General features: G+C 48.3%; 10 protein-coding genes, 2 tRNA genes and 1 other RNA gene. 3 read left to right on the top strand and 10 right to left on the bottom strand.

From position 1 onward, the window contains the following. Positions 1-93 precede the first annotated feature (93 nt). The 9 genes from BHW66_RS04520 to BHW66_RS04560 all read right to left on the bottom strand — a co-directional run bounded on the left by BHW66_RS04520 (position 94) and on the right by BHW66_RS04560 (position 8,260). Complete coding sequence (locus BHW66_RS04520) at positions 94-450, bottom strand: hypothetical protein (protein ID WP_102747732.1); 357 nt, start codon at positions 448-450, stop codon at positions 94-96. Beyond that, the gene (locus BHW66_RS04525; protein WP_286688929.1) at positions 447-1,208 is read right to left on the bottom strand and encodes a hypothetical protein; all 762 of its coding nucleotides are present in this window, start codon (positions 1,206-1,208) and stop codon (positions 447-449) included. Before BHW66_RS04525 ends, BHW66_RS04520 begins: the two co-directional genes overlap by 4 nt. Next, positions 1,201-1,548 (bottom strand): hypothetical protein, encoded by a 348-nt coding sequence (locus BHW66_RS04530; protein ID WP_286688930.1) that lies wholly within the window; start codon positions 1,546-1,548, stop codon positions 1,201-1,203. Before BHW66_RS04530 ends, BHW66_RS04525 begins: the two co-directional genes overlap by 8 nt. Next, on the bottom strand, positions 1,535-1,837 hold the full coding sequence (locus BHW66_RS04535; RefSeq protein WP_286688931.1) for a hypothetical protein: 303 nt from the start codon (positions 1,835-1,837) through the stop codon (positions 1,535-1,537). Before BHW66_RS04535 ends, BHW66_RS04530 begins: the two co-directional genes overlap by 14 nt. Positions 1,838-2,245: 408 nt before the next feature. Next, a complete protein-coding gene (locus BHW66_RS04540) occupies positions 2,246-2,437 on the bottom strand; it encodes a hypothetical protein (protein ID WP_286688932.1) in 192 nt (63 codons plus the stop codon). 278 nt (positions 2,438-2,715) lie between these two features. Next, positions 2,716-4,050 (bottom strand): hypothetical protein, encoded by a 1,335-nt coding sequence (locus BHW66_RS04545; protein ID WP_286688933.1) that lies wholly within the window; start codon positions 4,048-4,050, stop codon positions 2,716-2,718. A gap of 154 nt (positions 4,051-4,204) precedes the next feature. Then, entirely contained in the window at positions 4,205-5,503 is a 1,299-nt protein-coding gene (locus BHW66_RS04550; RefSeq protein ID WP_286688934.1) for a site-specific integrase, read from the bottom strand. Between the two features lie 154 nt (positions 5,504-5,657). Beyond that, positions 5,658-5,750: transfer RNA gene (locus tag BHW66_RS04555), tRNA-Ser, on the bottom strand. 359 nt (positions 5,751-6,109) lie between these two features. Continuing rightward, positions 6,110-8,260: an ATP-dependent DNA helicase RecQ gene (locus tag BHW66_RS04560; RefSeq protein WP_022197061.1), complete on the bottom strand. Its 2,151-nt coding sequence runs from the start codon at positions 8,258-8,260 to the stop codon at positions 6,110-6,112. A 213-nt stretch (positions 8,261-8,473) separates the two neighbouring features. Here BHW66_RS04560 and BHW66_RS04565 point away from each other — a divergent pair. Both BHW66_RS04565 and ssrA read left to right on the top strand, forming a co-directional pair. After that, positions 8,474-8,550: transfer RNA gene (locus BHW66_RS04565), tRNA-Arg, on the top strand. An 81-nt stretch (positions 8,551-8,631) separates the two neighbouring features. Then, positions 8,632-8,991: a transfer-messenger RNA gene (gene ssrA, locus BHW66_RS04570) on the top strand. Positions 8,992-9,424: 433 nt separating this feature from the next. Here ssrA and BHW66_RS04575 read toward each other — a convergent pair. Continuing rightward, positions 9,425-9,832: a hypothetical protein gene (locus BHW66_RS04575; RefSeq protein ID WP_046435653.1), complete on the bottom strand. Its 408-nt coding sequence runs from the start codon at positions 9,830-9,832 to the stop codon at positions 9,425-9,427. Between the two features lie 588 nt (positions 9,833-10,420). Here BHW66_RS04575 and BHW66_RS04580 point away from each other — a divergent pair. Then, on the top strand, positions 10,421-11,413 hold the full coding sequence (locus BHW66_RS04580; RefSeq protein WP_046435655.1) for an alkaline phosphatase family protein: 993 nt from the start codon (positions 10,421-10,423) through the stop codon (positions 11,411-11,413). The last annotated feature ends 203 nt before the right edge of the window (positions 11,414-11,616 follow it).

Raw genomic sequence — 11,616 nt, forward strand, 5'->3', positions numbered from 1 at the left:
ATTCGTTGGCGTAAGTGAAATACCTTGCCCCCGCACCGGGTATGATCGCCACGGATATGTACCGGGCGGCCTCCCAATAAAATGTGTTCTGCATCATTGCTGGCCCTCCTTCCTGTTAAGCTCCCAGGGCCATTGATCCACGTCATCCGGCGTGGCTATTTCTACATCTCCACGGCAGTTTTCTAGATATAGTTTCCCTCTGTCAGTATCTTTGCCAATGACGGTTAAAATATCGTCGTTAAAATCCAGTTTGAGATTGTTTCCCTGATGTACCCGCATGATGGGCGGGAACTTGAAGACAAGCTCATTCCAAGCCTCTGCGGCTTCTTGGGGCGTGAATTGCCGCAGGGCACACAAGCCACATTGAGTACAAATATATTGGTATCCTTGAGGTATTATATCGAGGAATGTTCTTTTACTCCCGCAGATAGGACATTGATGCGTTTTCATTTCAATTCTCCGTTAATCGTTAAAACCTTGAACTTAATAACCCACACCCACGGATTCATTTTAGACGATCCGGCTCCCTTTAATTTATCCCACAGGGAAAAGTAAGACATCAGGGCAAAAATGTACCCATTGGATCTCCCTGAATAATCCTTCCATAAACAGACATCCGTTTCTTCGTCGTGCCAGACGCTTTCAATGCCCTCCATCCGGGCATCCTGCGGTGTAATGTCTAACAGCCGCTCAATTCTTACTTCTGTAATTTCCAACAAAATTCGCGCCGCTTTCCGGGGCATGTGAATACCAGATTTCCAAGGTGACGCTTCCGTTCCATCGTTGTTTATTTTAATGCCTCCATCCTCGTCCAAGACATGTACATATCCTTGGTGAGTGGCGGCGTAGCAGTATTTTCCGGTGGGCCGGAATTGATCATCATATACCTCGAAAAACGTTTCTCTTACCCACAGTCGATCGCCCACTTTCCCGTAGGGGCATCTTACCCACGGATTAAAATCATCATCCGGGAAATCTCCTTCATCGTCTTTAGAGACGGCAAGCCATAAACCGGGTTCAACTTCAATGAACTCCTGAATCTCCCAGCCTCTTTCTTTCAGGTGCTCCGGGAAATTATTAAACCGGTTCAGGCCGCACGTGCGGCGCGTCTGGTTCTTATACTGGCCGGGCATGCTGTATTCCTGCAATAGTGCGCAGATCATGTCTTCGCTGAACAGAATGGGCCGTTCTTTCACATTGTTATTCATGGTCTTGGTTCTTGGTTGTTTCGGAATCTTCCAAAATTCGGTAAATCCTTCGCAGACTGTACAGCGGACGCCCCACCTTCTGGTGCGGTTGCTTCATGGATCGCTTAATCTCTGGATGCTGCTGGGCCGTCCGGTGAAGCCATGAATCACTACGCCCCAGCACCGCACGGGCCACCTTCGCACTCACCCAATCCTGCCCACTCTCCACCTTCACCTGTACCCCGGCAGCCTTATCATGCCCGCCTCCCGTTGCAGCCAACCGTTCCACTACTTTCGCGGCCAGCAAATCCAGCACGGCATCCGCAAACAAAATCTTGTTAAAATCATCAGCCGCAGACATAAACACCTCCAATCAACACAAAACACACCACTACCCCAATCCCCCACAACCACCCTCTCACCCGGCAGCACCTCCCCGGAGTACCATACGCCTGCATGCAAGGCTTGCCACCCCAAGGCAAATCACCCATCCTCACCGGGAGCACCCTTCCTGCGGAGGGTACCAAAGGACACCATGCCCTCTCATCCCTCCGCAGGCTGGGCTTGATGCTCTCCTCATCCTGCGCCAGAAAATGGCCTCCCGGACAGGGATTAACCCCATGCCAGCCATCATCTTCAATTACACCCATATCATTCAGTTGTTGGTTGTTGTTCTTGGCCTCCACCTTGGAGCCGGGAGATAAAATCTTTTCAATAAAAAGGGCTGTGACTGTAATCCCATCCCAGCAACATCAACTCCTCTAACATCGCCTCTTCCAACTCCTCCAATCCTTCAACCTCCTCCATCAAATCCATCATGCCACAGTCCCTGCTTTCTCTTGCTCATCCATTTTTGAGGCCAACCCTCTCTCCAACAGAACTGCCGCCTGCTGACTCACTAACCTCCGTTCATCTCTGGCAGCCGATTTCACTCTCCTCCACAACCTCACAGGAAGCACCACCTGAACGGCCTTCATCAATTCTCCGTCTACCTCGTATTCTGTACTATTCATAGTCATTTTCTCTTTCAACTCTTTCAGGTGTTGCTACACCTCTAGTTAAAAAAACTTTACACTTTTACGCTTAGAATTATTTGCTGGTGTTGCTACACCTTGCAGCAAAAAAACACATTGCGCAGAACAGCTCAACTTGGTTTTCTTTGCAAGTTTAACAATTTTAAGCCATGTACCAACCGGCAACTCAACACTTACCAGTTTTTTTTCTTCGGAGTTCTTGGGCAATTCGTTCATAATCTTCAGCGTCTAATTCAATGTTAGCAGTTTGATGGACCAGATAGGCAGTCAGAATCTCACTCATAGACAAACCAAGAGCATCCGCATACTTGCGGAATTTTTCGTACAACTCCAAAGTGATCCAGAAGCGCATCATCTTTTTATCTGCTTGTCTCTGGTTTGGCATACGCGAACAATACCTCAGGTGTTGCTACACCGTCAATATCATTTTTCATTTTTTTCTCATATTTTTCTAACCACCCTTCCTAATTACTCTTCTACATCAAAGGAACTGCTCACCATAAATATCTGAAATCACTACAAGACGACCTCATCACCCTGTAAGCCATAAAAGCAAACCAGGCCGTCGTTGCTCCAGACACAAAAGAAACCGGGAAAACCATATTCCCTATACCCAACTCATACTCCAAAAACCCGCCATAGCCAGCCATGAGCACCCAGGACACAACACCAGCCACAACGGAAAAAAACACTCCGAACCCCTTCTCCCTGAACAAATGCAAAACAACAGGAACACACAGGGCGACAGCCAATTTAACCATATAACACACCAACGCAATCACTCCCCAATACAAGGACTTCACGCTAAACGCGGAAAACAAAGAAGAAACAACAATAACAAAACATAACACTTTGAACCTGCACGAGAAAACAAGAAAAGACTCAGGCTTTCTCTCATCACCTCTGCTTACTTCCTCCTCACCCTTTTTCACAACAGGCTGCTCCTCATCCTTACAGTCCTCATTACCCTTCCCAGCCAGCTCAGCAAAGCGCAGCACCTCATCCCTGATCACCCATGGGGCTTTCTTTTCTACACTTATTAAAAACTTCCCGGACGTTAGCATCTCTAAAACATCCGGCATACTCCCTGTCACGAAACTCCTCATCAAATAATCCAACTCCATTGTAAAAACAGGGTTTATACCGACTTTATCCACCAGCCTTGAATCATAGCTATCCACCCCATTCTTCAAACTGTACTGCACCAGACACACAAACCTCGCCACTACCTCTCTCAACTCCTTACCTATTTCAGGATAATAAACCGAATATCTTTCCTCCAGTAACTTCTCAACCCTCTCATCTCCTCCCATGTTACCCCTCATCGCCAAGCAAACCTCAAGCCGCACACATCTCTCCACCTCATACAAAAAATCCGCATACACCTTTTTGAAAACAGAATCAGGAAACAGAGAAGCTATACATCTCCCCTTATGCTGAGCAAAACACAAAGCATGCGCATACAAAAACGCCATCAGCTCAAACCTCGCCACATCCCAATCCCACACAGGCACAGGAAAAGCAGATAACAACTCTGCCTTCTTCCAAACCTCTTCAAAATCCTTCTTAAACTCCTCGGAAATCAACGCCATGATTGACGCAGCAAGCGGCCAATCCCGGCGGGTAATCTTATGGGCAGCAGCTTTCTCCCCTCCATCGCAATCCTCCCCTGCCTTCTCCAAACCTCTTACCTGTTTCCTCAACGCAACATTCTCCCTCCTCAACTTCTTCAATTCATCATTAACGTTATACAACTCCTTCTCAAACTCGTAATTTTCATCCTCTACTCCATCTGTAGACCATACCTGCATATCTACAAACCTCTTCACCCCTTCCCTACTTTTAGAAGCCAAACGCGCGCTGACAGGATTCACATACTTACCACTAGGCCGCACACAAATCGTAATACATTCCTCCCCCTTTCCGCCTACTGAACACATACCATCACAATAATTATAATTTAAATCAAATAAAGAAAAAACTTTACAACTCCGGCAGCTTCTCCAACGCTTTCTCCGTCGCCTCCGCTCCAAACTTAATATACCCGGCATGCACGGTGGCGGAAGAGTGCCCTACAATCTCCTGCACCATCGCAGGCACTACCCCGGCATCATGCAGCATCGTTGCCACCGTATAACGTAAAGAGTGGAAAGACAGCTCATTCTTCACCCTTCTCTTTCCGTCTCTGGCCGGAGTTAATTTCCTGTATCTTTTCCCGGCCAATCGTGGATCACGGTCAATCAAACCGGCATCAAACAACATCCCGGAAAACTCCGCTGACAACCTGCCGCTCCCTGACCGCTCATACATCCCGGCACGGGACGGATGAACAAACACAGCATCCTCTCCACAGACAGTTTGCCGCTCGCGCAACACTCCGGCCAAAGCCGGAACCATCGGCACCACCATCTCCCGGCCCGTCTTCTGAGTCACCAATTTAACCACTCCCTTTTCCCAATCCACAGCATCCCACCTCAGCATCGCCACATCCCCCAACCTCTGGCCGCCAAGATAAAGAGAACACAACACCATACTCCTCCACTCCTCATCACATCGCTCCAACACTCTCCGCAACTCTTCCAGCGTAAAACCGCGCCGGGCAATTCTTCCAGAATCCGTCTTTTTATCCCTCGGCAGCTCCACTCCCTGTCCCGGACACCTGTCTAACAGCCCTAATCGTACAGCAGCATTAAATATGCCACAAACAATCTGGAATTCCTTCTTTACTGTACGTACAGCATACATTCCAGCTAAACCCATCATAAAATCATTCATCATTTTAGGAGTAATACGATCCATCGGCCAATCTGCCCGCTCTCCTAAAAAAGCAAAAAACCTCTCCCTCGCATTACGATAATTTCGTACCGTTGCCATAGCTTTCCCCCTTCTGGACAATCCGGAAATATACTCTTCAAACCAGCCACGAACAGAAGGAACAACCAGATCATCACCTGCTACGTCAAATGTTAAATCACTCATAACCCTGCGGATATGAGTAACTGTCCAACTCTTTTTCATAGCAGACTCCCACGCATCGGCCACCTTTTGGGCCAGTTTCCGCGCTTCAGCAGCGGACATTCCTACCTCTCTCAACTCCTTTATTTTCTCTTCTTCCATGCCAGCAGCAAGCAACCGCCCTTCCTCTCGCTCGCTCAATCCAGCAATGGGTTCTTTTCTGATTTTAGTACACTTGGACACTTGTTTCCATCTGCCAGACGGTTCCTGTACATTGAAACAAGCATACCAATAAGGAGACTTTTTTCTTTCTCGCAAAAAGGCCATATCCCAATGACATCATAAATGGCATTAAAAAGCAATAATTCATATCCCGTCATATCCTGTCACCTGCCATTTTTACCAGAACTTAATCCATTGATTTACAAACAAAAAAAGAGCCTGCACCATTGAAATGCAGACTCTTAAAAAAGAAAAGTTTTGGCGGAGCGGGAGGGATTCGAACCCTCGGTACCGGTTTTGCCAGTACGTTCCTTTAGCAAAGGAGTGCTTTCAGCCTCTCAGCCACCGCTCCGTCTTGGGTAATGTGTGGAAAGGAGACTACACGCTTCCCAAAATGAAGTCAATACATAAATAATACAGTCAAAAATATTGATCAGGCAATCTTCTCGATCCTACTGGATCGGGATAGACAGCCATCCATTTGATTGTTCCATGAGGGCAGGAAAACAACCTTCTGGAAAGAGTCAAAATATCCACAACTTGATGTTGATGAACAATTTATTCAAACAAATACGCATTTTCCCGGCAAATATATTCGCAAAGTATGGAACATTTTTTCCGTAATTCATGAAAAATAGTTCCTCAGTTCAGCATGAACACCACGTTCCAGAGACGGCGTACGCCTGATTGGAGCAAATCGGAAAGACAAATTCACACCCCGCAATGCTCGGCAATGACTTCCAGGAAATCATCCAAGTAACGAGCAGCTTTCTGCTCTCCAATGCCGTGAACGTTCATAGCACCACGGCGGGTGGTAGGTTTCAACCTGGCCAAACCTTCCAGTGTAGAATTATGAAACACGGCATAAGCCGGAATCCCGGCTTCCCGTGCCAGTTCATTCCTCAGCTCCTTCAACTTCAAAAACAAATCCTCGTCAAACTCTCCCAGGGCAGCCAAATTTCCCGTAGACCGAACTCTGGCCTGCTCCATAGATACGGATATTTTTCCCCGGCGGGCAAAAGGCCAAACCAAAGATGCCTTCTTGCGCCCCATCATCACTTCATTTCCTTTCGGACTCAGGGTAATCAGGGGACGGTCCGCCTCCCCGCTCATTCTGGTCAATCCCGCCATCTGCATGGCACGGAACAACTGGCGGATATCGTCCTCACTCCATCGGGAAAGGATGCCATAAGTACTCAGCCGGACCAGGGATGTTCTTAACAACTCCTGGGTTTTCGCCCCTTTGAGCATCTGGATGATTTTCGTCCTGCCCCACCTTCCCTGCCAGGAACCATCAGCCAAACGCACGGATGCGCGCGCAATCCCGCTCAACGCCTGCCGCACCACCAAAGTCTCTTCTTCTCCCAGGGATTGGCCTTCCTCAACGCCCAGGGCCAGGCACTGGTCGCAGCGGCCGCACGGCACTCCATCTTCCTCCCCGAAATAATTCAAAATCCATTGCTGACGGCAGCCGGAGGAATAAGCGAACTCCGTCATTGCCTTCAGTTTTTCCCGGTCCCTCACTTCCTTTTCCCGCAGGGCATCTTCATCCAGAGGAATCTTCAAGCCGCTTACGGAAGGATCCGTCACTCTGGTAAGCTTCACGCGTTGTCCCGGAACGTCATGACGGCTGATCGCTCCATTGCGTATAAGAACGGATAAAGCAGCTCCCACCTGCATGGCATTGCGGCATTTGAGACGCTCCGCCATTTCCTCCAGAGACCACATGACATCGTGGGTTTCTGCGCTGCAATGCTTTCTGAGCAACTCGTACAGCTCCACAATCAATGGAATTCCCGGATTCACTCCTTCAATAAAAAATTCCTGGGTCCGCAAATCCGCATGGTTGAACAAAAGTTCGCAATAAGCCTCCTCCCCGTCTCGTCCGGCTCGGCCGGCCTCCTGATAATAGGCCTCCACACTGCCGGGAATCTCAAAATGGGCAACAAACCTGACGTCCGCACGGTCAATGCCCATTCCAAAAGCATTCGTGGCAATAACAATATCCGCATGGCGGTTCATGAAAGCGTTCTGGGCTTCCTCTCTCTGTTCATCCGTCATGCCTGCGTGATAGGCTGTCACGCTCAATCCAAAATCGGAAAGAGCCTCATATACCTGCTCCACTTTTTTGCGGGTGGAGCAATAAATAATACCCGTCTTGTAACGCTTCACCAATTCGTACAGCCTCTTGTATTTGTCTTTGTGCGTATCGCACGCAGTAATGCGGAAATGCAGGTTTTCCCGCGCAAACCCTCGTACGATCGTCACCGGATCATCCAGCCCCAAATGTTTCAGAATATCTTCCCGCACCCGCGGAGTAGCTGTGGCGGTCAGAGCAGCCACCTGAGGCCGCCCCATCATTTCAACAGCTTTTCCCAGCTTCAGATAATCCGGACGGAAATCGTGCCCCCACTGGCTCAGGCAATGCGCTTCATCCACAGCCACCATATTTACATCCACCTCCGCCAGAGCATGCATGAACCCTTCATGACCAAAACGTTCAGGAGCCACATATACCAGCTTGAACGCTCCCCTTTTCATTCCTTCCAAACGTTCCTTTTGCTCAGGAAAACTCAGGGAGCTGTTAATCATGGTGGCGGGAATCCCTCTGGCGACAAGAGCATCCACCTGATCTTTCATTAAAGCGATTAGAGGACTGACAACCAGGCAAACCCCGGCCCGGCACAAGGAGGGAAGCTGGTAACACAGGGATTTTCCTCCTCCCGTGGGCATCACGACCAATACATTGCGGCCTTCCATAATGGAAGCCACCACTTGATCCTGGCCCTCCCTCAAGCCGGAAAAGCCGAAGTACTTCTTCAATGCCTCCATCGGCGACCTGATCACCTTGAACTCGCTCATTTTCTCCGTTTAGTGTGCCACAGGCCATTCCATGGCGCAACGCCTTTCCCCTTTTTCTCCACCCCTCAATTAACGGTTCTTTTTCTGAAAATTTATTCTCCCAAAAAGAGAAAAATGAATTTTTTTCTCAAATCATCTTACAAACATCTTGACTTTCCCGAAGAAAAATCTATATTTCCTTCACCGCTTACGCGGTACACGACGCAAGTCAAAGCGCCCGTAGCTCAATTGGATAGAGCGTCTGACTACGGATCAGAAGGTTTGGGGTTCGAATCCCTACGGGCGTGCCACTTGCATCACTGCCAGCAAATAAAATGATTCCTGCCTGAACGTCACGGCGGGATTTTTTGTCTCTACTGGTAAATACATATGGGGGCGCCATGGTTTCGACTGGAAGTCTGCGGTGCTGGCTGCATGTGAAGGTTAATCGGCTGGCCTTCTAAAAAGCCGATTAAAAAAATAAATGCAGAGTCTAACGACCTTGCTCTGGCTGCCTAATTAGTTCAGCCGCGTCAGAACCTCAACGCCTGCTAGAGGGGACGACGAAGACACAGCAGGCTGGTGCAATGCGGGGTTGCCGCGCAACGCACGAGACTTCCACAGGCAACTAGCGAGCTTGCCTAGTTGACGCATAGCGAAGCAGCCGCGAAAGCAGCAATATGCGTCTGAACATGGAGATGCCGTCATCAATGGCCTTCAGGACACGGGTTCGACTCCCGTCGCCTCCACCATTTCAAAACAACCGCAAGCGTTTGAAATAGAATGTTTGCGGTTGTTGTTTTTATAGAACCGCAGTACATGATAACGGCTTTTAGAAACAATGTACTGTATTTTTAAAGCCGCATGACGATACTCCATCCAAGTTTTCCGATAAACATCAGAGCATAAGGGAATCTGCAATTTTTGAGGCATCACGACAGACCAGGCCCTTCCTGTTCCCAACGTTGACCAAGAACTGCTTTACGTCACTCATGGGGTTACTGTCATTGATTCCCTGTTTTTGATCCGCTCCTGCCTGGGAGGAACATCTTTTCCATTTAAAACTGTTGCAATGCATCGACAAATCCGGAAACGCCTTGTCTGGAAAAAAACACTGCATCACATATCCCCCAGTCTGCCGCAATCATGCAGTCAGTCCAACAATCTTATTTGCTGATATCCTTATTATTTTCTGATGGTAAAATACTTGAAAAACGATATGGAGGCAAAATCCATCAGTATGAACTGCGCATAATTACCGGGGGTAAAAATACGGCGGCCCCCGAGGCTATTGACAGCCTCAATCGTCAGTAGAACTGCTTCACGAAACTCAACGGCCTCATCGTCTCCTGCGGAATTATTGAGAACAGAGGTATTTCCCAGCCTTGCCCATACCTGGACGGCTTGCCAGTCCTCTTCCATGTCTGCAATGACGGCTACAGCCGCGCTCAAAGCCGGGGCCTGCCCGGACGGTATATCATTCTGTTTATAGCGGTCTATGCGAGTATATCCATCCGAATCCTGGTAGATGGCTGTCAGTGTGAATTCCCTCCAGTTACCGGGCTTGGAAAACTGTATTTGTATCTCTCTCATGGTATCATTATGCTAATTGGCTGATTTAATAATGGCGGCGCGAGCATCGTGATGGCTGGCAAACACCCACACCTGCCGGGCTTGTCCCGTCTTGTTGGAGGAATAACATCAGGGATATTTGTCTGCCTCCGGCTGATCTTTCTTCAGGGAGCTGACTGCACCTAACACCCACTTCCTTGAAAAATCTGCTCCAGCTCGCGGAAAATGTCATCCTGTGTAAAACGTCCAGATTGAAAGTCCCCGCTCCCGCCCGGCATTTTGGCCAACATTGATGAGGATACGGCCCGTAACAAATATGATATGCCCCCTCGTTTGAAGCGTATGGAAGATGCTTTGCCTAAATCGCAGATGAGACAGCCTGCGGAGCATTCCTATATTGTCACACCCACTTAACTATTTGAATACAATAAATGATAATATCCTTTCTCTATAAAACCATCCTATCACAGGAAAGGAACGAATTATTGGAAAAATTGCTTTGAAACCCGGATTCGGCCCCTGTCCGTAAAAAACTATACGATGAAATGAGCTTCCCGAATATCCAGAAGCGTTGATAAAAATACTTCAAGCCAACAGTATGTACTTTATATGGAAAACTCTTATCATCAAACAACACGCCGGAATTTCCTGAATCAATTAGGCCTGGCGGCAGCAGGAATGACAACGGGCAATACAGCCCTTGCCACTACACAATATGATTCCGGCATTCCCAGAAATTCCGTACCAGATAGAACTTCCGATAATTCCGCCAAAAGAGTGATCATGATTTCCCTGGACGGTATTTGTGTGGAAGGTTTTCAAAAGGCGCATGCGCCCTCTTTAAAAGGAATGATGTCACAGGGAGCTTTTTCTCTGGATACGCGGGTTGTGATGCCCTCCGTCACGTTACCTAACTGGACCAGTCACTTAACCGGCAGCGGCCCGGAACAGCACGGAGTCTTCAATAATAACTGGACGCCGGCAAATTCCTCCTACCCCGCCGTACGGAGAGACGAAGACGGATATTATCCCTCCGTATTCCAGGCCCTGAAAAAATGCCAGCCTTCCTGCAAAACAGCTTTTTACTATAATTGGAAACCTCTTGCCTATCCGTTCAACGAAAAATACCTGGATGAAATCAAGTACCTGGCAAACGACGCCTATGCTTCCAATTACCATCAGGCTTTCCAATTCGTCAAGAAACACCGCTACAACCCGACTGTGGTTTTTCTCTATTCCGTTCATACAGATCATGCGGGGCACAAATACGGCTGGATGTCCAGAGAATACCTTCAATCTATTGAAGAGGCGGATCAGCAAATTGGAATCTTTTTTCAGAAATTGAGGCAGGAAGACTTATTCAACGATACGCATTTTCTATTTCTGACGGATCATGGGGGAATCGGAAAGGGCCACGGGGGGACGAGCGCAGCGGAAATGATAGTTCCATGGGGGATTTCAGGTCCGGGCATTAAGAGAAATTTCCTGATTTCCGAACCAAATAATACCACCAATACCGCTCCCATGCTTCTTCATTTATTCGGAGGAAAGCCACTACCGGAATGGACGGGGAAAGTCATTGAAAGCGTGTTTCCATCATAACTCCCCCGTAGCTTGCTTTTCCTGATGCAATTTACCGCCTTTTCACGGCAGGAAACAAAACATGGCTGCCGGATGGCATTCCCTGCCGGAGTTGAACCGAGCCTTTGCCGTTGGAGAGACGGCCTTCCTGACCGCTAGAAGAAGGGAACATGACAGCCGGAATAAAACAGCCCGCTTTTCACAAAGCACTAAAATCTGCATAG

Source organism: Akkermansia sp. 54_46 (genome assembly GCF_001917295.1).
Classification (GTDB): Bacteria; Verrucomicrobiota; Verrucomicrobiia; order Verrucomicrobiales; family Akkermansiaceae; genus Akkermansia; species Akkermansia muciniphila.

Coding starts and splice junctions, on each gene's coding strand:
- BHW66_RS04575 (WP_046435653.1), bottom strand. CDS start 9,832: ATGAGAGAGATACAAATACAGTTTTCCAAGCCCGGTAACTGGAGGGAA.
- BHW66_RS04530 (WP_286688930.1), bottom strand. CDS start 1,548: ATGTCTGCGGCTGATGATTTTAACAAGATTTTGTTTGCGGATGCCGTG.
- BHW66_RS04520 (WP_102747732.1), bottom strand. CDS start 450: ATGAAAACGCATCAATGTCCTATCTGCGGGAGTAAAAGAACATTCCTC.
- BHW66_RS04560 (WP_022197061.1), bottom strand. CDS start 8,260: ATGAGCGAGTTCAAGGTGATCAGGTCGCCGATGGAGGCATTGAAGAAG.
- BHW66_RS04525 (WP_286688929.1), bottom strand. CDS start 1,208: ATGAATAACAATGTGAAAGAACGGCCCATTCTGTTCAGCGAAGACATG.
- BHW66_RS04550 (WP_286688934.1), bottom strand. CDS start 5,503: ATGGCCTTTTTGCGAGAAAGAAAAAAGTCTCCTTATTGGTATGCTTGT.
- BHW66_RS04540 (WP_286688932.1), bottom strand. CDS start 2,437: ATGAACGAATTGCCCAAGAACTCCGAAGAAAAAAAACTGGTAAGTGTT.
- BHW66_RS04535 (WP_286688931.1), bottom strand. CDS start 1,837: ATGGGTGTAATTGAAGATGATGGCTGGCATGGGGTTAATCCCTGTCCG.
- BHW66_RS04580 (WP_046435655.1), top strand. CDS start 10,421: ATGGAAAACTCTTATCATCAAACAACACGCCGGAATTTCCTGAATCAA.